This is a genomic window from Streptomyces sp. NPDC005706 (genome assembly GCF_040631045.1).
In the GTDB taxonomy this organism is placed as follows: domain Bacteria; phylum Actinomycetota; class Actinomycetes; order Streptomycetales; family Streptomycetaceae; genus Streptomyces.
Window position 1 is genome coordinate 15,013 of the sequence record NZ_JBEXYS010000018.1, and the last position, 23,711, is coordinate 38,723.

At 70.9% G+C, this 23,711-nt stretch carries 19 protein-coding genes; 14 read left to right on the forward strand and 5 right to left on the reverse strand.

Annotated elements, in window-relative coordinates:
• The first annotated feature begins 112 nt into the window (after positions 1 to 112).
• The 4 genes from ABZ478_RS25675 to ABZ478_RS25690 are packed head-to-tail and all read left to right on the forward strand — an operon-like array spanning position 113 to position 4,576.
• Positions 113 to 2,668: a sensor histidine kinase KdpD gene (locus ABZ478_RS25675; RefSeq protein ID WP_359553005.1), complete on the forward strand. Its 2,556-nt coding sequence runs from the start codon at positions 113 to 115 to the stop codon at positions 2,666 to 2,668.
• A complete protein-coding gene (locus ABZ478_RS25680; RefSeq protein ID WP_359553006.1) occupies positions 2,665 to 3,354 on the forward strand; it encodes a response regulator in 690 nt (229 codons plus the stop codon). The genes ABZ478_RS25675 and ABZ478_RS25680 overlap by 4 nt, the downstream gene beginning before the upstream one ends.
• A gap of 43 nt (positions 3,355 to 3,397) precedes the next feature.
• Complete coding sequence (locus ABZ478_RS25685) at positions 3,398 to 3,796, forward strand: OB-fold nucleic acid binding domain-containing protein (RefSeq protein WP_358934691.1); 399 nt, start codon at positions 3,398 to 3,400, stop codon at positions 3,794 to 3,796.
• 3 nt (positions 3,797 to 3,799) lie between these two features.
• The gene (locus tag ABZ478_RS25690; RefSeq protein WP_359553007.1) at positions 3,800 to 4,576 is read left to right on the forward strand and encodes a DUF3159 domain-containing protein; all 777 of its coding nucleotides are present in this window, start codon (positions 3,800 to 3,802) and stop codon (positions 4,574 to 4,576) included.
• A gap of 79 nt (positions 4,577 to 4,655) precedes the next feature.
• Here ABZ478_RS25690 and ABZ478_RS25695 read toward each other — a convergent pair whose 3' ends face one another.
• The 3 genes from ABZ478_RS25695 to ABZ478_RS25705 all read right to left on the reverse strand — a co-directional run bounded on the left by ABZ478_RS25695 (position 4,656) and on the right by ABZ478_RS25705 (position 6,244).
• Positions 4,656 to 5,324: an NAD-binding protein gene (locus ABZ478_RS25695; protein ID WP_199212330.1), complete on the reverse strand. Its 669-nt coding sequence runs from the start codon at positions 5,322 to 5,324 to the stop codon at positions 4,656 to 4,658.
• Positions 5,324 to 5,995, reverse strand: a complete 672-nt coding sequence (locus tag ABZ478_RS25700; protein ID WP_359553008.1) for a TrkA family potassium uptake protein — start codon at positions 5,993 to 5,995, stop codon at positions 5,324 to 5,326. The genes ABZ478_RS25695 and ABZ478_RS25700 overlap by 1 nt, the downstream gene beginning before the upstream one ends.
• Before the next feature lie 126 nt (positions 5,996 to 6,121).
• On the reverse strand, positions 6,122 to 6,244 hold the full coding sequence (locus ABZ478_RS25705; protein WP_359553009.1) for a hypothetical protein: 123 nt from the start codon (positions 6,242 to 6,244) through the stop codon (positions 6,122 to 6,124).
• 161 nt (positions 6,245 to 6,405) lie between these two features.
• On the opposite strand from ABZ478_RS25705, the gene ABZ478_RS25710 reads away from it, so the two are divergent.
• From ABZ478_RS25710 to ABZ478_RS25725, 4 genes are all read left to right on the forward strand, one after another.
• A complete protein-coding gene (locus tag ABZ478_RS25710; RefSeq protein WP_359553010.1) occupies positions 6,406 to 8,454 on the forward strand; it encodes an APC family permease in 2,049 nt (682 codons plus the stop codon).
• A 96-nt stretch (positions 8,455 to 8,550) separates the two neighbouring features.
• The gene (locus ABZ478_RS25715) at positions 8,551 to 9,879 is read left to right on the forward strand and encodes a TRAM domain-containing protein (protein WP_359553011.1); all 1,329 of its coding nucleotides are present in this window, start codon (positions 8,551 to 8,553) and stop codon (positions 9,877 to 9,879) included.
• A 290-nt stretch (positions 9,880 to 10,169) separates the two neighbouring features.
• The gene (locus ABZ478_RS25720) at positions 10,170 to 10,364 is read left to right on the forward strand and encodes a ribbon-helix-helix protein, CopG family (RefSeq protein WP_359553012.1); all 195 of its coding nucleotides are present in this window, start codon (positions 10,170 to 10,172) and stop codon (positions 10,362 to 10,364) included.
• A complete protein-coding gene (locus ABZ478_RS25725) occupies positions 10,361 to 10,753 on the forward strand; it encodes a type II toxin-antitoxin system death-on-curing family toxin (protein ID WP_359553013.1) in 393 nt (130 codons plus the stop codon). The genes ABZ478_RS25720 and ABZ478_RS25725 overlap by 4 nt, the downstream gene beginning before the upstream one ends.
• Before the next feature lie 690 nt (positions 10,754 to 11,443).
• On the opposite strand, the gene ABZ478_RS25730 is transcribed toward ABZ478_RS25725, so the two are convergent.
• Positions 11,444 to 11,935: a hypothetical protein gene (locus tag ABZ478_RS25730; RefSeq protein WP_359553014.1), complete on the reverse strand. Its 492-nt coding sequence runs from the start codon at positions 11,933 to 11,935 to the stop codon at positions 11,444 to 11,446.
• Between the two features lie 946 nt (positions 11,936 to 12,881).
• On the opposite strand from ABZ478_RS25730, the gene ABZ478_RS25735 reads away from it, so the two are divergent.
• From ABZ478_RS25735 to ABZ478_RS25760, 6 genes are all read left to right on the forward strand, one after another.
• Positions 12,882 to 14,216: a M64 family metallopeptidase gene (locus ABZ478_RS25735; protein WP_359553015.1), complete on the forward strand. Its 1,335-nt coding sequence runs from the start codon at positions 12,882 to 12,884 to the stop codon at positions 14,214 to 14,216.
• A 256-nt stretch (positions 14,217 to 14,472) separates the two neighbouring features.
• Positions 14,473 to 14,886 (forward strand): hypothetical protein, encoded by a 414-nt coding sequence (locus ABZ478_RS25740; RefSeq protein ID WP_359553016.1) that lies wholly within the window; start codon positions 14,473 to 14,475, stop codon positions 14,884 to 14,886.
• The gene (locus ABZ478_RS25745; RefSeq protein WP_359553017.1) at positions 14,883 to 15,536 is read left to right on the forward strand and encodes a hypothetical protein; all 654 of its coding nucleotides are present in this window, start codon (positions 14,883 to 14,885) and stop codon (positions 15,534 to 15,536) included. Before ABZ478_RS25740 ends, ABZ478_RS25745 begins: the two co-directional genes overlap by 4 nt.
• Before the next feature lie 2 nt (positions 15,537 to 15,538).
• Entirely contained in the window at positions 15,539 to 20,323 is a 4,785-nt protein-coding gene (locus ABZ478_RS25750; protein ID WP_359553018.1) for a putative T7SS-secreted protein, read from the forward strand.
• A 14-nt stretch (positions 20,324 to 20,337) separates the two neighbouring features.
• Positions 20,338 to 21,096, forward strand: a complete 759-nt coding sequence (locus ABZ478_RS25755; protein ID WP_359553019.1) for a hypothetical protein — start codon at positions 20,338 to 20,340, stop codon at positions 21,094 to 21,096.
• A 7-nt stretch (positions 21,097 to 21,103) separates the two neighbouring features.
• Entirely contained in the window at positions 21,104 to 21,856 is a 753-nt protein-coding gene (locus ABZ478_RS25760) for a hypothetical protein (RefSeq protein ID WP_359553020.1), read from the forward strand.
• Positions 21,857 to 21,942: 86 nt separating this feature from the next.
• On the opposite strand, the gene ABZ478_RS25765 is transcribed toward ABZ478_RS25760, so the two are convergent.
• A complete protein-coding gene (locus ABZ478_RS25765) occupies positions 21,943 to 23,376 on the reverse strand; it encodes an endo-1,4-beta-xylanase (RefSeq protein ID WP_359553021.1) in 1,434 nt (477 codons plus the stop codon).
• Positions 23,377 to 23,711 lie beyond the last annotated feature (335 nt).

The window sequence follows — 23,711 nt, forward strand, 5'->3', positions numbered from 1 at the left end:
GTCAGGGTTGCGTCAAAGACCCCCCTCGACCGGCCCCTTGCCCGGTTCGTCCGCATCGCGGGACGTAGGGTCGACGCTGCGTAGGCGGCAGTCGGCGGAAGACAATGGGGCCATGGCACGCGGCAAGCTTCGGATCCATCTGGGCGCGGCACCGGGCGTGGGCAAGACCTACGCCATGCTGTCCGAGGCGCACCGCCGCGTCGAGCGCGGCACCGACTGCGTGGTGGCCTTCGTCGAGCACCACGACCGGCCGCGCACCGAGGTGATGCTGCACGGCCTGGAGCAGGTGCCGCGCATGCGGCTGGAGCACCGGGGCACGGCCTTCGAGGAGATGGACGTCGACGCGGTGCTGCGCCGCGCCCCCGCCGTCGCCCTCGTGGACGAACTCGCCCACACCAACGTCCCCGGCTCCCGCAACGCCAAGCGCTGGCAGGACGTCGAGGAACTGCTCGCCGCCGGCGTCGACGTCGTCACGACCGTCAACATCCAGCACCTGGAGTCCCTGGGCGACGTCGTCGAGTCGATCACGGGGGTGCGGCAGCGCGAGACGGTCCCGGACGAGATCGTGCGCCGGGCCGACCAGATCGAACTGGTCGACATGTCCCCGCAGGCCCTGCGCCGCCGCATGGCGCACGGCAACATCTACCAGCCGGACAAGGTCGACGCGGCCCTGTCCAACTACTTCCGGCCCGGCAACCTGACCGCCCTGCGTGAACTGGCCCTGCTGTGGGTGGCCGACCGGGTCGACGAGCACCTGAACGAGTACCGCAGCGAGCACCGCGTCTCCCGGATCTGGGGTTCCCGGGAGCGGATCGTGGTCGGGCTGACCGGCGGCCCCGAGGGGCGCACCCTCATCCGGCGGGCGGCACGGCTCGCCGAGAAGGGCGCCGGCGGCGAGGTGATGGCCGTCTACATCGCCCGCAGCGACGGCCTGACCGCCGCCTCCCCGAAGGAACTGGCCGTCCAGCGCACCCTGGTGGAGGATCTCGGCGGCACCTTCCACCACGTCGTCGGCGACGACATACCCGCGGCCCTGCTGGACTTCGCACGCGGTGTCAACGCCACCCAGATCGTGCTCGGCTCCTCCCGCCGCAAGGCCTGGCAGTACGTGTTCGGGCCCGGCGTCGGCGCCACCGTCGCCCGCGAGTCGGGCCCCGACCTCGACGTGCACATCGTCACCCACGAGGAGGTCGCCAAGGGCCGCGGACTGCCCGAGGCCCGGGGCGCCCGGCTCGGCCGGGCCCGGATCCTCTGGGGCTGGCTGGTGGGCCTCGGTGGCCCCGCCGCCCTCGCGGTACTGCTCAGCACCGTCGACCTCGGCCTCGCCAACGACATGCTGCTGTTCCTGGCCGTCACCGTCGCGGCGGCCCTGCTCGGCGGCCTGCTGCCCGCCCTCGCCTCGGCGGCCCTCGGCTCCCTGCTGCTGAACTACTTCTACACCCCGCCCCTGCACCGGCTGACCATCGCCGACCCCAAGAACATCGTCGCCATCGCGATCTTCTTCGGCGTCGGCATGTCGGTCGCCTCCGTGGTCGACCTCGCCGCCCGGCGCACCCACCAGGCCGCCCGGCTGCGCGCCGAGTCCGAGATCCTCTCCTTCCTCGCGGGCAACGTGCTGCGCGGCGAGACCGGTCTGGAGGAACTGCTCGAACGGGTCCGGGAGACCTTCGCGATGGAGTCGGCGGCCCTGCTGGAGCGGGCCGGCGACGTCGAGCCGTGGACCTGCGCGGGCCGCGCCGGACCCGGGCCGTACCTGGAGCGGCCCGAGGACGCCGACGTCGACGTGCCGGTCGGCGACCACATGGCCCTCGCGCTCACCGGCCGGGTGCTGCCCGCCGAGGACCGCCGGGTGCTGGCCGCCTTCGCCGCGCAGGCCGCCGTCGTGCTGGACCGCAGCCGGCTCCAGGAGGAGGCCGACCGGGCCCGGGCGCTCGCCGAGGGCAACCGCATCCGCACCGCCCTGCTCGCCGCCGTCAGCCACGACCTGCGCACCCCGCTGGCCGGGATCAAGGCCGCGGTCTCGTCCCTGCGCTCCGAGGACGTCGACTGGTCCGAGGAGGACCGGGCGGAACTGCTCCAGGGCATCGAGGAGGGCGCCGACCGGCTCGACCACCTCGTGGGCAACCTGCTCGACATGTCCCGGCTGCAGACCGGCACCGTGGCCCCGCTCATCCGCGAGATCGACGTGGACGAGGTGGTTCCGATGGCCCTGGGCGGCGTGCCCGAGGACAGCGTGGATCTGGACGTCCCCGAGACCCTGCCCATGGTCGCCGTCGACCCCGGGCTGCTGGAGCGCTCGGTGGCCAACCTGGTCGAGAACGCCGTCAAGTACAGCCCCTTCGGACGGCGCGTCCTGGTGTCCGCCAGCGCCATCGCGGACCGGGTCGAGGTGCGGGTGGTGGACCGCGGGCCCGGGGTGCCGGACGACGCGAAGGACCGCATATTCGAGCCCTTCCAGCGGTACGGGGACGCCCCGCGCGGCGCCGGGGTCGGCCTCGGCCTCGCGGTCGCCCGCGGCTTCGCCGAGGCGATGGGGGGCACCCTGAACGCCGAGGACACACCGGGCGGCGGGCTCACCATGGTGCTGAGCCTCCGCGCGGCCCCCGAGCCCCTCCGACCCCTCCACCCTCCGGAGGCCACCGCAGAACCCGAAAGGCAGGCCCTATGACGACCCGGGTGCTCGTGGTCGAGGACGAGCCGCAGATCGTGCGCGCTCTCGTGATCAACCTCAAGGCACGCCAGTACGAGGTCGACGCGGCCCCCGACGGCAGGACCGCCCTGGAGCTCGCCGCCTCCCGCCACCCCGACGTGGTCGTGCTGGACCTGGGCCTGCCCGACATGGACGGCGTCGAGGTGATCCGGGGGCTGCGCGGCTGGACCCGGGTGCCGATCCTGGTGCTGTCCGCCCGCCACTCCTCCGACGAGAAGGTCCAGGCGCTGGACGCGGGCGCCGACGACTACGTCACCAAGCCCTTCGGCATGGACGAACTGCTCGCCCGGCTGCGCGCCGCGGTGCGCCGGGCCGAGCCCGTCGGGCCCGGCGAGGACGACGTGACGACAGTGGAGACCGCGGGCTTCACCGTCGACCTGACCGCGAAGAAGGTCAACCGGTCCGGCAAGGACGTCCGGCTCACCCCGACCGAGTGGCACCTGCTGGAGGTCCTGGTCCGCAACACCGGCCGCCTGGTCAGCCAGAAACAGCTGCTCCAGGAGGTGTGGGGGCCGTCGTACGGCACCGAGTCCAACTACCTCCGGGTGTACATGGCGCAGCTCCGGCGCAAACTGGAGACGGACCCGTCGCACCCGGAGCACTTCATCACGGAGCCCGGAATGGGATACCGGTTCGAGAAGTGAGCTGGGCTACGGCGGTGTCGGCGCACCCCGGTACGCTTCCTGTATGAGTGCTGTTCCTCGTTCCCAGAAGCCGGCCGGCCGGTTCCGGCGCATGCTCGACCGGCTCTCCTCCTCGCAGGAGGACCTGGAGTCGGAGGAGCTGCGCGAGGACGCCGAGACGGCGGGCTGCACCCGGATCGGTGACTGCCGCGACCGGCAGATCGTCACGGTAACTGGTACCTTGCGCACGGTCACCCTGCGGCCACGCGCGGGAGTCCCGGCCCTGGAGGCCGAGCTGTTCGACGGCTCCGCCGCCCTGGACGTGGTGTGGCTCGGCAGGCGCTCCATCGTGGGGATAGAACCCGGACGCAAGCTGATCGCATCGGGCCGGATCTCCATGAGCCGGGGCCGCCGGGTGCTGTTCAATCCGAAGTACGAACTGCGACCCCTTGGACGGGAGTAGCCGGTGACGTCCCTCGACAAGCCGACCCAAGACACCGATCAGACTCGGCCCGACGAGGACCGCGACGCACGCGCGGTCACCGAGGCCGCCCTGTTCGAGGCGTTCGGCGGTGTCCGCGGCATGGTCGAGACGGTGCTGCCCGGTCTCCTCTTCGTCGCGATCTTCACGATCAACAAGAACCTGCACTTCGCCGCGATCGCCGCGCTGGCCCTGTCCCTGGTGCTGGTCGTGGTCCGGCTGGTCCGCAAGGACACCGTCAAGCACGCCTTCAGCGGCGTCTTCGGCGTGGCGTTCGGCGTGGTCTTCGCGATGTTCACGGGCAACGCCAAGGACTTCTACCTCCCCGGCATGCTCTACACGCTGGGCCTGGCGCTCGCCTACATCATCACGACCCTCGCCGGTGTGCCGCTGATCGGCCTCATCCTCGGCCCGGTCTTCAAGGAGAACCTCTCCTGGCGGACCCGCAACCCCGGCCGCAAGAAGGCCTACGCCAAGGCCAGTTGGGCCTGGGGGCTGATCCTGCTCGCCAAGTGCGCGATCCTCTTCCCGCTGTACTGGTGGGCCGACACCACCCAGCTCGGCTGGGTGCTGGTCACCCTGAAGATCCCGCCGTTCCTGCTGGCGGTCTACCTGACGTGGGTGTTCCTGGCGAAGGCGCCCGCGCCGATCGACGTGTTCGCGGAGATGGAGGCCGAGGAGCAGGCCGAGAAGGAGCGCCGGGCGGCCCTGGCCGAGGAGAACGGCGAGCCGGCCGGCGGACGGCACCGCCGGGAGGCGTAGCGAGCCGCCGTACGGCTTCGTACGAAGGGGAAGGGCGCCCTTGATGCCAAGGGCGCCCTTTCCTCTGCCTTTCGTGCGGTCAGTCCTCGCGCCGGACCGACAGCAGTTCCTCGAGCTGCTCCTCGCGGGCCTGCGCGGCCACGAAGAGGAGTTCGTCGCCCGGCTCCAGGGAGTCCTCCCGGGACGGGGTCAGCACCCGGGTGCCGCGGATGATCGTGACCAGGGAGGTGTCCTGCGGCCACTCCACGTCGCCGACCTGGGTGCCGGCCAGGGCCGACTCCTCGGGCAGGGTCAGCTCCACCAGGTTGGCGTCGCCGTGGCTGAAGCGGAGCAGCCGGACCAGGTCGCCGACGCTCACCGCCTCCTCGACCAGGGCGGACATCAGGCGCGGGGTGGAGACGGCCACGTCCACGCCCCAGGCCTCGTTGAACAGCCACTCGTTCTTCGGGTTGTTCACCCGGGCGACGACGCGCGGAACGCCGTACTCCGTCTTGGCGAGCAGCGAGACGACCAGGTTGACCTTGTCGTCACCGGTCGCGGCGATCACCACGTTGCAGCGCTGCAGCGCCGCCTCGTCCAGGGACGTGATCTCACAGGCGTCGGCCAGCAGCCACTCCGCCTGGGGCACCCGCTCCACCGAGATGGCGGTCGGGGCCTTGTCGATGAGCAGGACCTCGTGGCCGTTCTCGAGCAGCTCGCCCGCGATCGAGCGGCCGACGGCGCCGGCTCCGGCAATGGCGACCCTCATCAGTGACCGCTCTCCTCTTCCGGGCCCCCGGCGAACGCCGCCTCGACCTTCTCGACGTCGTCCGTCCGCATCATCACGTGCACCAGGTCGCCCTCCTGCAGCACCGTCTGCGACGTGGGCAGGATCGCCTCGCCCAGGCGGGTCAGGAACGCCACCCGGACGCCCGTCTCCTCCTGCAGCGTGCTGATCTTGTGGCCGACCCACTTGGCGGAGGCGTGCACCTCGGCGAGCTGGACACCGCCGGTGGGGTCGCGCCACAGCGGTTCGGCGCCCGAGGGCAGCAGCCGGCGCAGCATCTGGTCGGCGGTCCAGCGGACCGTGGCCACGGTGGGGATGCCCAGGCGCTGGTAGACCTCGGCACGGCGGGGGTCGTAGATACGGGCCGCCACGTTCTCCACACCGAACATCTCGCGGGCCACGCGCGCGGAGATGATGTTGGAGTTGTCACCGCTGGAGACCGCGGCGAACGCGCCGGCCTCCTCGATGCCCGCCTCGCGCAGGGTGTCCTGGTCGAAGCCGACGCCGGTGACGCGGCGGCCCCCGAAGCCCGGGCCCAGCCGACGGAAGGCGGTGGGGTCCTGGTCGATCACGGCGACCGTGTGCCCCTGTTGCTCCAGGGTCTGGGCAAGAGCGGAACCCACTCTTCCGCAGCCCATGATGACGATGTGCACGACCGTCCTTCCGGTGTCCAAAAGTTACTGCTCAGCATCAGGGTCTCAGACCGACGCCCAAAGCTACACACGGGCGGTTCGGGGTGGGCACCCCCGGTGCGGAGGTTTCCCGGACCGCCGCCGCCGTCACCGCCGGGGATCCACGGCGGCGCCCCTGCGGCGCGTGATGCTGCGCACGCTGCACAGGGTCAGGATTCCGAGGCCGACCAGGGCGACGATGGCCCCGATCAGCTCTGCGGTCGCGGGCATGGGACCTCCGAGGTGCGGTGACGACCGGGATCTGCCATCTAGGCACGCGGGGCGCACGGACCTCGGAATCCGCAGTTCGGAGCGCGTACGATTTCACTCATGAGGCAGAACCGGGATGCCGGGTGGGCGGGTGCCTGTTCGAAGCCCTACGATCCTCTGTCGTGTCCAAACTGACCGACGTGCCCAAACGGATCCTGATCGGGCGCGCACTGCGCAGTGACCGGCTGGGCGAAACGCTCCTGCCGAAGCGCATCGCCCTCCCCGTCTTCGCCTCCGACCCGCTGTCCTCCGTCGCCTACGCGCCGGGGGAGGTCCTGCTGGTCCTGTCCATCGCGGGCGTGTCGGCGTACCACTTCAGCCCCTGGATCGCCGTCGCGGTCGTCGTGCTGATGTTCACCGTGGTCGCCTCCTACCGGCAGAACGTCCACGCCTACCCGAGCGGCGGCGGCGACTACGAGGTCGCCACCACCAACCTGGGGCCCAAGGCCGGCCTCACCGTGGCCAGCGCCCTGCTCGTCGACTACGTGCTGACCGTGGCCGTCTCCATCGCCTCCGGCATCGAGAACCTCGGCTCCGCGGTCCCCTTCGTCGTGGAGCACAAGGTGTTCTGCGCGACCGCCGTCATCGTCCTGCTGACGCTGATGAACCTGCGCGGCGTGAAGGAGTCGGGCAAGCTCTTCGCGATCCCGACGTACGTGTTCGTCGGCGGCGTCTTCATCATGATCGCGTGGGGCGCCTTCCGCGGCCTGGTCCTCGACGACACCATGCGGGCCCCGACGGCCGACTACCACATCAAGGCCGAGCACCAGGGCCTCGCGGGCTTCGCCCTCGTCTTCCTTATGCTGCGCGCCTTCTCCTCCGGCTGTGCCGCGCTGACCGGTGTGGAGGCCATCTCCAACGGCGTCCCGGCCTTCCGCAAGCCGAAGTCGAAGAACGCGGCGACCACGCTGGCGATGATGGGCCTGCTGGCCGTCACCATGTTCTGCGGCATCATCGCCCTCGCCATGTCGACCAACGTCCGCATGGCCGAGCACCCGGCCACCGACCTGATCCACAACGGCACCCCGGTCGGCTCCGGTTACGTCCAGAACCCGGTGATCTCCCAGGTCGCCGAGGCGGTGTTCGGCAAGGGCAGCTTCCTGTTCGTCCTGCTGGCGGCCGCGACCGCGCTGGTGCTGTTCCTGGCGGCGAACACGGCGTACAACGGCTTCCCGCTGCTCGGCTCGATCCTCGCCCAGGACCGCTACCTGCCGCGCCAGCTGCACACCCGCGGCGACCGCCTCGCCTTCTCCAACGGCATCGTGCTGCTCGCGGGCGCCGCCGCGCTGCTCGTGATCATCTACGGCGCGGACTCCACCCGCCTCATCCAGCTCTACATCGTCGGCGTGTTCGTGTCCTTCACGCTCAGCCAGACCGGCATGGTCCGGCACTGGAACCGCCACCTGGCGGTCGAGAAGAACCCGGCGGCCCGCAGCCACATGATCCGCTCCCGCGCGATCAACGCCTTCGGCGCCTTCTTCACCGGCCTGGTGCTGGTCGTCGTCCTGGTCACCAAGTTCACGCACGGCGCCTGGGTCGCCCTGCTGGGCATGTGCATCTTCTACGCGACGATGACCGCGATCCGGAAACACTACGACCGCGTGGCCGACGAGATCGCCGCGCCCGAGGGCCCGAGCGACGACAGCGTCCGCCCCTCCCGGGTGCACTCGGTCGTCCTGATCTCCAAGATCCACCGTCCCACCCTGCGCGCCATGGCCTACGCCAAGCTGATGCGCTCGGACACCCTGGAGGCGCTCACCGTCAACGTCGACCCGGCGGAGACCAAGGCGCTGCGCGAGGAGTGGGAGCGGCGCGGGATCGACGTACCGCTGAAGGTCCTCGACTCGCCGTACCGCGAGATCACCCGGCCGATCATCGAGTACGTCAAGGGCCTGCGCAAGGAGTCCCCGCGCGACGCGGTCTCCGTGATCATCCCCGAGTACGTGGTCGGCCACTGGTACGAGCACCTGCTGCACAACCAGAGCGCCCTGCGCCTGAAGGGCCGCCTGCTCTTCACCGCCGGCGTGATGGTGACCTCCGTGCCCTACCAGCTGGCGTCCTCCGAGGCGGCCAAGCTGCGGGCCCGCAGGCGGCAGGACTGGAACGCGCCCGGCGCGGTCCGGCGTGGCCCGGCGGTCGAACGCCCGAAGGAGCCGGCCGTCAAGGACTGAGGCGTCGAGGCATCCAGGAGAGGCCGTAGACTGGTGGGCTGTTGTCAGGCCCACCGGCTGCGGCCTCTCCCCTTCCCGATCTGGAGTCACCCCACCATGCAGACAGAACCGACGAAGTCTCTGGTGGGCGAGGAGTACGAGGTCGAGATCGGCCCCGTCGCCCACGGTGGCCACTGCATCGCCCGTACCGCCGAGGGCCAGGTGCTGTTCGTCCGGCACGCGCTGCCGGGCGAGCGGGTGGTGGCCCGGGTGACCGAGGGCGAGGAGGGCGCCCGCTTCCTGCGCGCGGACGCCGTCGAGATCCTCGACGCGTCCAAGGACCGCATCGAGGCGCCCTGCCCCTACGCCGGCCCCGGCCGCTGCGGTGGCTGCGACTGGCAGCACGCCAAGCCGGGCGCCCAGCGACGCCTGAAGGGCGAGGTGATCGCCGAGCAGCTCCAGCGGCTCGCGGGCCTCACCCCCGAGGAGGCCGGCTGGGACGGCACGGTGCTGCCGGCCGAGGGCGACAAGCTGCCCGCGGGCCAGGTGCCGCAGTGGCGGACGCGGGTCCAGTACGCGGTGGACGCCGACGGCAACGCCGGACTGCGCCGCCACCGCTCCCACGAGGTCGAGCCGATCGACCACTGCATGATCGCCGCGCCCGGGGTCAGCGAGCTCGGTATCGAGGACCGGGACTGGGCGGGCATGGCCTCCGTCGAGGCGATCGCCGCGACCGGCTCCCAGGACCGCATGGTGATCCTGGAGCCGCGGCCCGGCGCCCGGCTGCCCCTGGTCGAGCTCGACCGGCCCGTCTCCGTGATGCGCGTGGACGAGAAGGACGGCGGCATCCACCGGGTCCACGGCCGCGCGTTCGTGCGCGAGCGCGCCGACGACCACACCTACCGAGTCGGCAGCGGCGGCTTCTGGCAGGTCCACCCGAAGGCCGCCGACACCCTCGTCAAGGCCGTCATGCAGGGCCTGCTGCCCCGCAAGGGCGAGATGGCCCTGGACCTCTACTGCGGCGTGGGCCTGTTCGCCGGCGCCCTGGCCGACCGCCTTGGCGAGAAGGGCGCGGTCCTCGGCATCGAGTCCGGCAAGCGGGCGGTGGAGGACGCGCGGCACAACCTGGCCGGCTTCCCGCGGGTCCGCGTCGAACAGGGCAAGGTCGAGTCGGTCCTCCCGCGCACCGGCATCACGGAGGTCGACCTCATCGTCCTCGACCCGCCCCGCGCCGGCGCCGGCCGCCGGACCGTCGACCACCTCACCTCCCTCGGCGCCCGCCGCATCGCCTATGTCGCCTGCGACCCGGCCGCCCTGGCCCGCGACCTGGGGTACTTCCGCGACGGGGGGTACCGGGTGCGGACGCTGCGGGCGTTCGACCTGTTCCCGATGACGTCGCACGTGGAGTGCGTGGCGATTCTGGAGCCGGTCGCGAAGGGGGCTTGACCTGGGGTTTTGTTGCTCTGATGGTTTGCTCGACCTGTTTCCCACCGTGCAGCGGTTCGAGTCGACGGATCGATCTTTGAGAGCTCTCTGACCTGCGAATTCGTGAGCGAGGCGCTTGCAACGGCGACGCCTTCAAGTGGCGCTTGCGGAAATTCTTGACGCTTGAATGACGCTCGCGTCTCTGCCGTGCCTCCGCGGTAGCGGCGCGAGTGGCCGTTTGGTTCCGCGCTCCGCGGAGCTGAGAGCCGGGGACCACCACACCCTTGATACCGGACTGGTATCATTGATGTATGGCGATGACACTCCGACTTCCCGACGACCTGGACGCGAAGCTCACCGAGCGTGCTCGCCGGGAGGGCCGCAGCAAGCAGGAACTTGCCATTGAGGCCATCCGTGAAGCCCAGAATCGGGCCGAGCTGAAGGTTGATGACGTCCTGGCCGAGCTCATGGACAGCGATGCGGAGATCCTGGACTACCTGAAGTGACCGAGGTGCGCCACATCCAGATCGACGAGATTCTGGCCATCGCCCGCACGGTCAACGGTACCGAGCACAGCGTGCGTGACATGGGACTTTTGGTGTCAGCTATCGAACGGCCCCGCACCAATGTATTCGGGGCCGAGCTGTATCCCACGCTGCACGAGAAGGCGGCGGCCCTGCTGCACTCCGTTGCCCGCAATCACGCGCTGATCGACGGCAACAAACGCACCGCCTGGCTTGCCATGCGCGTCTTCCTGCGGCTCAACGGCGTCAGCGCCAGTACCGTCCCGCCGCCCGTCTCCATTGCCGGCCCGTTCGTCGAGGAAGTCGCGCAGGACCACGTCGATCTACCGGTCATTGCAAAGCGCCTGTCGGTCTGGTTCCCAGTCTCCTGACGTTCGACGGGAGGTTCGCCATGCTCGCCGCGCTGGTAATCACGAGGCATGTGGTGAAGGAGACGGGGCTCGGCCAGCCGGTCGGCGACCTCCCGCGGGATACGGCCCTGCCCAGCGCAGAAACGCAGGAACTCGCAGACCGTGGTCAGATGCGCGTTCACCGTCTTCCCCGTAGGCAGTTGCTGACCGTGGCGGACCGGAGTCTGCTCAAGACGGAATTGTGCCGGGCCAGTTCCCCCAAGGACACGGCCCGCCAGTCGGTTCCCCTGCCGCTGCATCAGTTCAGATACTGGCCGGACCGTGGTAGGTGGTTCCGCTGGGTATGCGGGGAATCGCCCACGTCCTCGCAAGTGCATCGGAAAGCCGAGGGCTTCTGGTGGATCTTGCTTCGCCCCGTCCTCTATGGACAGGGCGAAGCGCGTCTATGCATATGAGGGTGTTCGGGTCAGGGACGACGGTCGGTTGGCTTGTCCTTCCTGGTCGGTGCGGAGGGTAGCCGGGCACTGGACGCCTGGTCAGAGGTGGTGGCCTGGTGGCCGTGCAGCCGATAGACCATTTCGTCCGGACAATGGTCCAGGCGAGCCTGGCGCCAGGCAGCGTCGTAGGACAGGGGCGTTGCGCTGCGTCGTTGAACGAGCAGAGCCCGGAGGCTGGTCAGGGGGGCCAGCAGCGCCCGCCACAGGACGAGCTTCATGGATGTGCCCTTCGAGGCGATCGGTCGGGCCCGGGCATATCCACTGACTCGATGCTGCTGGGCAGGCTGCCGCCGTTCAGTGCCTTGAGAGAGTCGGACAGCACGACCATGGCTTGCTGCCGCTTCTCGATGTTCGTGAACCCTTGGCCGACCTGCTCCCATTGCTGCAGGAGCGGGAACCACCACCGGTCGCAGGAGCAGATCAGGCGAGCGAGGCGCTGGAGTTCGGCAACGTGCTCGTCGCCCAGGGCACCAGGGGCGTGGTGTTCGAGTTGGTCCAGGACGACGAGGTCCGGGTGGTCGTAGAGGTTCTTCTTCAAGAAGCGCAGGCGGCGGACGCGTTGCTCGTCCGCTGCCCTCTGCGCCAGCAGCTCCTGTGCTGGGCTCGGCAGACCGAGGGTCGCCTTGACGCTCAGCAGGCAGTAGTTCGGGGTGTGGCGAGGCAGACAGCTGAGGGCGGCGTTGACGGCGTCCTGAGCGGCGGGCACGTCCGAGGCTCGCAGACACGCCGCTGTCTCGGTCGCTAGAGGAGTAGCAGGGCGCCGGGGTCGTGCAGGCCGAAGGCCGTGAGTTCGTCCAGGGCGCTTCGCAACAGGCGGACGGAGTGGTCCAGCTCGCCCGCCAGGTAGTGGGCGACGGCACGGCCACGCCGCGCCGCGGGAGTGGAGCGTCCGCCAGGGTCTGCTCGGCCGCTGCGAAGCGCAGGCGTGCCTCGGTGAGGTCACCGGCGTCCAACGCGCACTCGCCGAGGCCGACGGGCGCGGTGGCGTGTTCCGCTTCCAGTCCGTGCCGGGTCGCTTGGTCGCGCAACTCCCGGTGAGACGCCGGCGCCTGTCCCGCCCCCTCGGTGGCGAGGGCGCGCTGCGCGCCGGTGAGACGGGAACGCGGGCCGATGTGCGAAGCCGGCGGGGGGCCGGTCACCAGCCCCTCGTGTCAGGCCGAGACGGTAGGCGATGTACCGGAGGGTGGCTTCGGAGGGACGTGTCCTGCCGCCTCTACTGTCGACACGTAGGACGCGGTGTACTCGGGCACGGCCACCTGCCGCTGGACCTGACCGCGTTCGAGGTGGAGGCCGCGGACACGAGCCCCCAGGGCGGACGGGTCGAGACCGCCCGATCCGCAGCCCGAACCTCCCCCTTGTCGGTCCGTCACCGCATTCCCTTTCCCAACCGCCCTTGTCAGGACCGCCGTAGCTCCCTAACTTAAGCGACGACCTAAACAGACTTAAGTGTCTGTTTACATCGATCGAGCATTTCGGCTTCGTCGCCAGTGGGGGGCTCGTACCGTGCGCAGACGTCCGTCCCCGGGCACCGCCGTGCTCGCCCCGCTGCCGGTCCCGATCGCAGCCGCCCCGTACACCGCGCCGCAGCCTCAACCGAGCCTGGCCGCACGCTTTTTCGGACCACGTCACTCCAACCGATCAGGGAGAACTCCGTGCACATAGGCATACGCAGATCCGCGGTGGCGACCGCCCTCGCCTTCTCCGTCGCCCTGCTCGCGGCCGGTGCCGCCGGAGCCGGTGTACCGACGTCCGGCACCGGCTCGCACGTCGGCGTCGAGTACTTCCCCGATCCGGCCGGCGAGGGGGCCCGCACGAGCGTCCCCGCCGACAGCCCGCACACCCAGTCGGCAGCGGACGCCCGGCGGCGCACCGCCGCCCCCTCGGAGGACGGCGAGGTCGTCCCGCTCGCCGAGACCGGCCCGACCGCCGACCGTCTGGACGTCACGATCATCGGCGACGGCTACACCGCAGCCGAGCAGGACGACTTCATCGAGGACGCCCGCATCAAGTGGGACGAGGTCACGGACATCGACCCGTACAAGAGCTACGCGGGCCTCTTCAACGTCTGGGCCGTGAAGGCCGTCTCCCAGGACTCCGGTGTCACCGGTGACCCGAGCCGGGACGCCGTCAGGGACACCGCGCTCGGCTCGTACTTCTGGTGCGGCGACACGGAGCGCCTGATCTGCGTCGACCTCGGCAGGACGAAGACCTACGCGGACAAGGCCCCCGCGACCGACCTGGTGATCGTAATCTCCAACTCCACCAAGTACGGCGGCGCCGGCTACTCGGGTCTCGCGGCGGACTACGGCTACGACGGCGTTTCCACGCTCTCCTCCGACAACGACCGGTCGACCCTGATCGCCGCGCACGAGATGGCCCACTCCGTGGGACTCCTGGCCGACGAGTACCAGTACGCGGGCTACGGTGACTATCCCTACCCCGAGCCCGCCTACCCCAACGCCTCGACGCTGACGGTGAACGAGATGGCAGCGAAGCGCGCCAAGTGGGCGTCATGGCTCGGCGAGCCCGACCCCAGCGGCGGTGTCGTCGGCGCCTTCGAGGGCGCCGACTACTACGAGTACGGGGTCCACCGTCCCACCGAGAACTCCATCATGCGGGCCCTGAACACGGACCAGTTCAACCTGCCCGGCCGCGAGGCGATGATCGCCGGCTTCTACCGTTCCGCCAACGCCCTCACCCCGCTGGTCGACACCTCCGCCACGGCCTCCCGCTTCACCCGCCTCGCTGTCGGGCTCGCGGACCTTGGCCCGGGCCTTTCCCGCCCGCAACTGCGCTGGTATGTCGACGGTCGGGAGGCCAAGCAGGCCCGCGGCAAGACCTTGGTCCTCCCCGCCGTCCTCGGCGTGCCGGCCGACAAGCGCACCCACAAGGTGACCGCCACCGTGGTCGACGCCACCTCAGCCGTGCGCAGTTCCGCCGTACGTGACCTCACCTCCAACTTCGCCACGTGGACCGTCACGCGCTGACACGCACCCCTCGGCACCGCCCACGCCCGGTGGAGCACAACGGCGTCAGCCTCCAGGCGCGTCCGTCCATGCCGGCGGGTCGTGCGCCGCGCGCCGTGTAAGGGCCGGCGTGCCGCCATCGGCCCGAGAAGCGGCTCTCGCCGCACGCCGTCGCCGGGTGCTTTCGCCGTTTCACAGGAACTCCGGAGAACCATCCGGCCGTTCGCGCGTGTCCTCCCCTACGGTGCCATGAGTCGTCGGTGACAGGGGAGGAACCGTGGAGCAGCCGAGAACGGCGCTCGCCGAGCGCATCGCCGAGCGGAGACGGGCGGACGGCGACCCCCGGGCCCTCGTCGGTGAGATGCGCCGCTCCGTCCTTCTGGTGCCGGTGGCCGACGGCGGGTTGTGGTCGGTGCGTGCGGGCGGGGTGCGGTGGGTCTGCGGGTTCACCGACGAGACCGCGCTGGCCCGGTTCGCCCGTCACCACGCGCCCGGTGAGCAGCCGGTGGAGCACGCGGCTCTGCTCGGCGCGCGCATCGTCGACGAGATCGTGCCGGCCCTGGGCGAGCCAGCCGGCCTCGCCGTCGACATCGCCACCGAGGACGGGGCGATGTTCTTCCCGCCGGTCGCCGGCATCGTCCCGGACGCGGTCGCCGTCGACACCGGCCGCGCGGGGGAGGCGCGGTCATGAGCGACGACGGCAAGGACCTCCAGCTGGACAAGGAGTCCGTCGCCAAGTTCACGCAGGGCCTGGGGACGACCATCGACCAGCTCGGCGACCTCGGCGGCGCCACCGGTTCCGTCATGGGGAAGGGCTTCTCGGAGCTGGCGATGACGGGGATGGAGGCCGGACACCACGGCCTCTCGGCCGACTTCGAGGACTTCTGCGAATCCTGGGAGTGGGGCGTGCGCGCCCTGGTCCGGGACGCGAGCGAGATCGCGAACCGGCTCGGCCTGGCGGCCGGCACCCTCTGGGAGGAGGACCAGTATGTCGCGGGCTCGCTGAAGGTGGGCGCCAACTCCCTGTTCGGCGGCAACCCGCACGCCAGTGAGGAGGAGATCGCCAAGCAGGGCTGGGGCGCCATCTTCACCCCGGACTACCTGCACCCCGACTACAGCGCCGAGTCGTTCGACAAGGCCGGTGACGACATGGCGCAGACCTGGAAGGACACCGGCCGCACCGTGCTCACCGAGGGCCAGGGCGGCCGGCAGTCGGAACTGCTCAACAAGGCGTTCGGCATCTCCGACGACCGGTGGAACCAGGCGCTGGACGACACCTTCGGACCGTCGCCCGAAGAGCGCGCGCAGCAGCAACAGCAGGGTGAGTCCGGGGGGAACTGACGGTGGGTATCGGGGACTTCATCAGCGACATCACGCCCGACTCGGTCGAGGACAAGATCGAGCACGGCGTCGAGTGGGTCGGCGACCGGGTCGAGGACGCGGGCAACTGGACCGCCGACCGGTTGCAGGACGTCGGCTGGGAGTCCGGCGCCGACTGGGTACGCGAGCAGTCCCGTTCGGTCGCCAACCGGCTGGGCGCCGAGGTCGACGAGATGGACCTCGGGCAGACCGAGGACAAGACCAAGCTGATCTACGGCAGCCCCAGCAAGATCAACGCCGTGGCCGCGAAGCTCCGCGCCTTCGAGTCGTCCTTCAACGAGACCGGTGACGGCCTCCGGGGCCTCGACACCTCCCGGCTCAAGGGCGAGGCGGCCGACGCGCTGCGCACCGCCGTCGGCAAGCAGCCGCACCGCTGGTACACGGCGGGTGAGGCGTGCGTCAAGGCGATCAGCGCGCTGGAGTCGTTCGCCGACACGGTCACCTGGGCCCAGGGCCAGGCACAGACGGCGATCGACAAGTGGAAGGCGGGCGTCAAGGCGTCCGAGGACGCCGCCGACGCCCACCGCGCGAAGGTCGACGCCTACAACAAGGCCGTCGACCGCTACAACGCCCGGCCCGCCGACGAGCGGGACCCGTCCTCGCTCCCGCCGCGCCCCGCCGAGACGTTCGACGACCCCGGCAGGAAGCTGATGCAGGACGCCCAGGACATCCTGGCCGACGCCCGCACACAGCGGAACTCGGCCGCGGAGACCGCGCGCTCCGCGGTGCGGGCCGCCCGCGACATGGCCCCGAAGAAGCCGTCCTACGCCGAGCAGTTGCGCGACGGCTTCGGCGAACTGCAGATCATGCAGGACCACGTGGCCGGGGGCCTGATCAAGGGCACCGCCGGGATCGTGAACTTCGTCCGCAGCGTCGACCCCATGGACCCGTACAACCTCACGCACCCGGCCGAGTACGCCACGTCCCTCAACAGCCTGGCCGCCGGCCTCGTCGTGGCCGCCAACGACCCCGTCGGCACCGGCACCCAGATGGTCAAGGACTTCATGAAGGACCCGGCCGAGGGGTTCGGCCGGCTGATCCCCGACATCGTGCTGACCGTGGCCACCGACGGCGGCGGCGCCGCGGTGAAGGGCGTGCGCATCGCCGAGGACGCCTCCGAGGCCTCGAAGGTGCGCAGGCTCGTCGACGACGTCGAGGACGGGACCCACAGGCGCCCGGACGGGGAGCGCCTCACCGACGGCTCCGACCCGGTGGACCTCGCCACCGGCCGGATGTTCCTGCCCCAGACCGACGTGGAGATCCCCGGGATCCTGCCGCTGGTCTTCACCCGGCGCACCGAGTCCGGCCTGACCGCCGGCCGCTTCCTGGGACCGTCGTGGACGTCCACGGTGGACGAGCGGCTGGAGATCGACGCCGTCGGCGTCGTCCACGTCACCGCCGACGGCCTCCTGGTCACCTACCCGCACCCGGTCCCCGGCGACCCCACCCGACCGCAGCCCGGCGCGGCCGCGCGCGTGCTGCTCGCCCGGGACACCGACGGCGACTACACGCTGACCGACCCCGAATCGGGAGTGGTCCGCCACTTCACCGCCCCGGCAGGCGCCGAACCGGGAGGCGACGGCACCGCCTGGCTGTCCGGCATCGGCGACCGGAACGGTCACAGCGTCACCGTCGACCGGGCGGACGACGGACTGCCGCTCGCCCTCGTGCACTCCGCGGGCCACCGGGTACGGCTGACCACCGCCGCCGGGCGGGTGACCGCGCTCTCCCTCGCGGGCGCCGGAGCGGACGGCGCGGACCTGCCGCTGGTGAGCTACGACTACGGCGACGAGACCGGCGACCTCACCACCGTCACCCGCCCCTCCGGTGCGGCCACCGCCTTCCACTACGACGAACGCCACCGCGTCATCGCCTGGATCGACTCCAACGACCGCCGCTACGACTACGTCTACGACGACCGCGACCGGGTCGTCGCCGAGGGCGGCGAGGCCGGCCACGTCCAGATCACCCTGACGTACACCGAACCCGACCCCGGGACCGGCCACCGCACCACCACGCTCACCACCGTCGACGGCCGGGCCACCCGGCACCTGATCGGCCCGCACTGCCGGATCCTGGCCACCACGGACGCGCTCGGCCACACCACCCGCTTCCGCCACGACGCGAACGGCAACCCGCTGACGCGCACCGACCCGCTCGGCGCCACGCACTCCTTCACCTACGACGACGAGGGGCGGCTGGTCTCGGCCGTCCGCCCCGACGGCTCCGAACTGCGCCTCGTACGCGGGCCGTTCGGGCTGCCGGCGGAGGTCGTCGGGCCGGACGGCGCTCGTACCGCGTACACCTACGACGAGCGCGGCAACCGGACCTCGTACACCGACCCGGCCGGACGCACCACCCGCACCACCTACGACGAGGCGGGCCGCCCCACCTCGGTCACCGACGCCCTCGGCAACACGACCCTGGTCACGTGCGACGCGGCGGGGCGGACGGTGGCGGTGACCGACCCGTCCGGCGCCACCACCCGTACCGAGCGGGACGGGCTCGGCCGTCCGGTCCGGGTGACCGACCCGACGGGCGGCGTCACCCGCCTGGAGTGGAACGCGGACGGCCTGCTCGCCCGCCGCACCGGCCCGGACGGCGCGAGCGAGTCGTGGACCTACGACGGCGAGGGCAACCGCACGGCCCACACCGACGCCGCCGGAGCCGTCACGCGCCACGAGTACACCCACTTCGACCTCCCGCTCGCCACCACCCGCCCCGACGGCGCCCGATACGAGTTCGAGCACGACGCAGACCTGCGCCTCACCCGGGTCACCGGCCCGCACGGCCTGAGCTGGACGTACGAGTACGACGCGGTCGGCAACACCGTCTCCGAGACCGACTTCGACGGGCGCACCCTGACCTACCGCGTGGACGCCGCCGGCCGCCTCACCGCCCGGACCGACGCCCTCGGCGGCACCGTCTCCTTCGAGCGCGACGCACTCGGCCGGGTGCTCGCCAAGACCGTCGACGGCCGGGTGACGACGTACGCGTACGACCGGGCGGGCCGCCTCCTGGAGGCGGTCGGGCCGGACAGCGAACTGCGCTACCAGTACGACCGCCGCGGGCTGGTCAAGACGGAACTGGTGGACGGCCGCCCGATGCTCTACTCCTACGACGACCTGGGCCGGCGCGTCAGCCGGACCACCCCCACCGGCCACGTCACCACCTACGCCTACGACTCCGACGGGCTCCCCGCACGGCTGACCACCGGCGGCCGGCCCGTCGACTTCACCCACGACGCCGCCGGCCGCGAACTGGCCCGCGCCTTCGGTGACGCGCTGACCGTGACCTCGGCCTGGGACGAGGCCGGACGGCTCGCCGCGCAGCACATCACCGCCGGAGCCCGCGCCGTCAACAGCCGGGCCTACGCCTACCGCGCCGACGGGCACCTGCTGTCCGTCGCGGACGGGCTCTCCGGGACCCGCACGTTCGACCTGGACCCGCTGGGCCGCGTCACCGCCGTCCACGCCCCGGGCTGGACGGAGCGGTACGCGTACGACGACGCCGGCAACCAGACCTCGGCCTCCTGGCCGGACCGGCACCCGGGCGCCGAGGCCACCGGGCCGCGCACGTACAGCGGCACCGGCATCACCCGCGCCGGAGACGTCCGCTTCGAGCACGACGCCCTCGGCCGCGTCACCCTGCGCCGGAAGACCCGCCTGTCCCACAAGCCCGACACCTGGCGCTACGTGTGGGACACGGAGAACCGCCTCACCTCCGTCACCACCCCGGACGGGACCCGGTGGCGCTACCGCTACGACCCGCTGGGCCGCCGCACCGCGAAGCAGCGCCTCGCGGCCGACGGCGAGAGCGTGGCCGAGGAGGTCCGCTTCACCTGGGACGGACTCACCCTCTGCGAGCAGACCAGCCACCGCCCGGACCTCCCGCACACGGTCGCCCTGAGCTGGGACCATCGGGACGTCGTCCCCCTCGCCCAGACCGAGCGCATCCTGACGGCCGACAGCCGGCAGCAGGAGATCGACCGGCGGTTCTTCGCCATCGCCACCGACCTGATCGGCACCCCCACCGAACTCGTCGACGAGACGGGCGGCATCGCCTGGCGCAGTCGCAGCACCCTCTGGGGCACCACGGCCTGGGCCAGGGACAGCGGCGCCTACACCCCGCTGCGCTTCCCCGGCCAGTACTACGACCCCGAGACCGGCCTCCACTACAACCTCTTCCGCCACTACGACCCCGAGACCGGCCGCTACACCTCCCCGGACCCGCTGGGCCTCGCCCCCGCGCCCAACCCCCTCGGCTACGTGGACAACCCGTACACGGGGTGCGACCCGCTGGGGCTGATGCCCAAGTACACGAAGGAGGAGAAGGCCCAGCAGGCCAGGGAGAAGGCCGTCCAGACCGCGGACGAGGTCGTCGATAGAGCTCAGGGCAACCGGATGAGGAAGGCCGGCAACTACCACGCGGACTCCATGCACGGCTTCAGCGACGAACGGGTCCTGGACATCCTCAAGAGCCCGGACGCGGTGTACCACTCGACGGCGGGCAGTGGGAGGCTGATCTTCCGGCAGGGGGAGGACATCGTGGTGGCGGAAGGCGGCGGCGCCGGGGCAGGCAACGTCATCACGGCGTACGGCCCGTCCGGCATCAGGGGCGACTCCGGCGTGCGGGCGCTCGGCGGCCTGCCGACCGACCCCGGCGGCCCCATCACCCATGCGGACGTGGTGGAGGGCAGGATTCCGGCGAAGAACGGCTACATGGCACCCGCAGAGCAGATTCGATGAAACGGCTTCCCCACATGAGACTCACCCTTGACGGCGACTGGACTGCGACGGTGACGGACGCTCCGCTGCGCGCCACCCCGCGCTTCGACTTCCCGGGCCAATGTGTGCGCGTCGCGGAGTACGCCGACGTGGAGGGATGGCAGCGGTTCCTCGGGGAGACCTTCGGCAGCCAGGAGTGGCTGTGGGACGCCCCCGACGAACTCCGGTTCGACCAGGACGGCCGAGAGCTGGTCGGCGCCGCCTTCCGGCTGCCCTACGCATGCGCTGCTGCCGAGGACTCCGCCCGCGTTCCGGACACGCCCCCCGCCCGCCCGGGCGGCCTGCGCGCGGAGGAGGCCCGCGACTTCCGACTGGAGGTCGCCACGGAACTCTGCCGCGCCCCCGGCGACACCGTACTGACCTGCCTGCGCGACGTCGACGTCCTCGACGAGCCGCTGGAGGCCCGCATCGGCATCGCCCCGGACGTGGCGCTCCTCGCCCAGCACGGCACCGTCGTCGGCTGGAGCCTCACCGACCCCGTCCGGTACCTGACCACCGGATTCGCCGCTCCCGACCCCGCCCCGCCGTCCCCGGCCGTCCGGGCGCTGTTCACCGAGTGCCTGGACCTGGTCACCGAGCCGCTGCTCCACGAGGTGAAGGACCGGGACCCGGCCGCCCTGGCCCGCCTGCTGAAGGCGGACGAGGCCCTGCGCGCCCAGCGCGAGGACCGGCACCGCGCAGACGCCCTCCTCGCGCTCATCGGTAACCTGGTGGAGGACTACGGCAATCGGTGACACAAGGGTGACGGTGTCGTTCGACGGCGGCTGGCGCGCGACGGTCACGGACGATCCGTTGCGCCTCACCCCCCACTTCACGGGCGACTCCGTGGACGTCGTGCGGTACGCGGACGTGAAGGAGCGTGAGCGGTTCCTCGCCGACACCTTCGGCAGTCAGGACCACTTGTGGGACGCGCCTGACGTCCTGCGGTTCGACCCGGTCGGCCGGGAGCTGGTCGGGGCCGAGCTCCGGATCCCGTACGCCTCCGCGTCCGCCGAGACGCCCGTCAGTGCCCCGGCCCTGCCCCCGGTGCGCCCGGGCGGGCTCCGGGCGGACGAGGTCCGGGACTTCCGGCACGAGATGTGCTCGGTGCTGTGCCGCGCTCCCGGGGACACCGTGCTGACCTGCCTGCGCGACCTCGACGTCCTCGACCAGCCGGTAGAGGCCTGCATCGGCATCGCCCCCGACCTGGCGCTCCTGGTCCAGGACGGCACCGTCGCCGGCTGGCGCCTCACCGACCCCGCACGCTACCTGACCACCGCGTACGCCGACCCCGACCCCAGCCCTCCGGCGCCTGCGACCCGCCGGCTGCTGACCGAGTGCCTGGACCTGCTGACCGCGCCGCTGGTCGACGATTTGGTGGACGGCGAGCCAGCCGCCGTGGCCCGCCTGCGGGCCGCCGACGAGGCCCTGCGCGCCCGGCGCGAGGACCGGCGTCGCGCCGGCGCCCTCCTGGCGCTCGTCGGCACCATGGTGGAGGACTACGGGAAGCGGTGACCTGAGACCACGTGCGGGACTCGCTCGCTGCCGGCACCCTGGCCGGGTGCCGGCAGCGAGAGGTGGGGCGGGCGCGGCCCGTCCCGTCAGGTGCGGGTCCAGCGTTGGTTGCTGCCGTTCGAGCAGGAGTAGAGCTGGATCAGGGTGCCGTTGGCGGTGCCGCCCGAGACGGCGTCGAGGCAGAGGCCGGACTGGACGCCGACGATGGATCCGTCGGAGTTGAGGCGCCATTTCTGGTTGTCGCCGCCCCAGCAGCCGTAGATCTGGACTTTGGCGCCGTTGCCTGTGCCGGCGGCGTCAAGGCACTTGTCGCCGTAGACCTTGAGCTCGCCGGCGTCGGTGTACGTCCACTGCTGGTTGGTGCCGCTGTGGCAGTCCCAGAGCTGGAGCTGGGTGCCGTCGGTGGTGCTGGTGCCGGGCACGTCCAGGCACCGGCCCGAACCGACGCCCTTGATCTGGCCGCCGCCCGCAGGTGGCGTCGTGGAGTCGCCGCCGTTGAGTGCGTTGAGGACGGCGGTGTAGGCAGGCTTCTTGCTGCCGTCGCCGTTGAACAGCAGCGGCGTGTCCCCCGATCGCCAGGAGTCGGTGTCGCGCACGCCCCAGACGGTGATGCCGAGACAGCGCGAGACGGCCAGGCAGTCGTTCGTCACGCTTGCGTAGGTCGAGGCCGAGGCGCCCTGGATGTCGAGTTCGGTGATGGCCACGTCGACGCCGAGAGCGGCGAAACTCTGCAGGGTGGTACGGAAGTTGCTGTTGTAGGGGCTGCCGCTGTTGAAGTGCGACTGGAACCCGACGCAGTCGATCGGCACGCCGCGCTGCTTGAAGTCGCGGACCATGTTGTACACGCCCTGGGTCTTGGCCCAGGTCCAGTTCTCGATGTTGTAGTCGTTGTAGCAGAGCTTGGCCGCCGGGTCGGCGGTGCGCGCGGTGCGGAAGGCGACCTCGATCCAGTCGTTGCCCGTGCGTTGCAGGTTGGAGTCCCGCCGGCCGCCCGAACTGCCGTCGGCGAAGGCCTCGTTCACGACGTCCCACTGGGCGATCTTGCCCTTGTAGTGGCCCATCACGCCGTTGATGTGGTCGATCATCGCCTGGCGCAGCGTGCTGCCGCTGAGGCTCTGCATCCAGCCGGGCTGCTGGGAGTGCCAGGCCAGCGTGTGACCCCGCACCTGCTTGCCGTTCTGCACCGCCCAGTTGTGGACACGGTCGCCGGCTGTGAAGTTGAACTGACCCCGCTGCGGTTCGGTGGCGTCGATCTTCATCTCGTTCTCGGCCGTCACCATGTTGAACTCACGGCCCGCGATCGTCGTGTACGCCGAGTCGCCCAGCTTGCCCGAGGCGATGGCGGTGCCGAAGTAACGGCCTTTCTGTGCCGCAGCGGCGCCGAGCGTGTTCTCGGCGGCGTGTGCGGTCGGCGGCGCGACCAGTGCGGTGGCCGCACCGAGAACACCGACGACCAGCGCTAAGAGCAGGCCGCGGATATTCCTGCTGACAACGGATCTGGGAAGGGCGTACGAGCCCATGACGGTGCCTCCAAGGTAGAGATCACGGTTGGACGGAAGAATCGGCGGCGGTGCTCCACGTCTCGACACAGGCCAGGGCCGACTTCTCAGACAGGGATGATTGAGGTGGCGACTGCGGCTCGTCAATACATTCCGCAGAAGAAATTTCCGATTGCCTTTCGAAACTTTCGAATCAGGCTGATCGAGTGTCTGCACTGCCCGTACACCGCTTCATTCACGGGTCAAGTGGCTTACAAGCCAGTGATTTGACGGCAGGTCGTGCACGCTCCCGTCGTAAGTGGTTCGAAACTTTCGGTGTTGAAGGCGATACGTGCGAGAGGTATTGACGCCGTTCA

Bases quoted from the DNA above. Each gene is read 5' to 3' on its own strand.
- ABZ478_RS25715 (WP_359553011.1), top strand. From the start codon at position 8,551: ATGCAGACAGAACCGACGAAGTCTCTGGTGGGCGAGGAGTACGAGGTC.
- ABZ478_RS25680 (WP_359553006.1), top strand. From the start codon at position 2,665: ATGACGACCCGGGTGCTCGTGGTCGAGGACGAGCCGCAGATCGTGCGC.
- ABZ478_RS25755 (WP_359553019.1), top strand. From the start codon at position 20,338: ATGAGACTCACCCTTGACGGCGACTGGACTGCGACGGTGACGGACGCT.
- ABZ478_RS25705 (WP_359553009.1), bottom strand. From the start codon at position 6,244: ATGCCCGCGACCGCAGAGCTGATCGGGGCCATCGTCGCCCTGGTCGGC.
- ABZ478_RS25745 (WP_359553017.1), top strand. From the start codon at position 14,883: ATGAGCGACGACGGCAAGGACCTCCAGCTGGACAAGGAGTCCGTCGCC.
- ABZ478_RS25695 (WP_199212330.1), bottom strand. From the start codon at position 5,324: ATGAGGGTCGCCATTGCCGGAGCCGGCGCCGTCGGCCGCTCGATCGCG.
- ABZ478_RS25675 (WP_359553005.1), top strand. From the start codon at position 113: ATGGCACGCGGCAAGCTTCGGATCCATCTGGGCGCGGCACCGGGCGTG.
- ABZ478_RS25685 (WP_358934691.1), top strand. From the start codon at position 3,398: ATGAGTGCTGTTCCTCGTTCCCAGAAGCCGGCCGGCCGGTTCCGGCGC.
- ABZ478_RS25765 (WP_359553021.1), bottom strand. From the start codon at position 23,376: ATGGGCTCGTACGCCCTTCCCAGATCCGTTGTCAGCAGGAATATCCGC.
- ABZ478_RS25720 (WP_359553012.1), top strand. From the start codon at position 10,170: ATGGCGATGACACTCCGACTTCCCGACGACCTGGACGCGAAGCTCACC.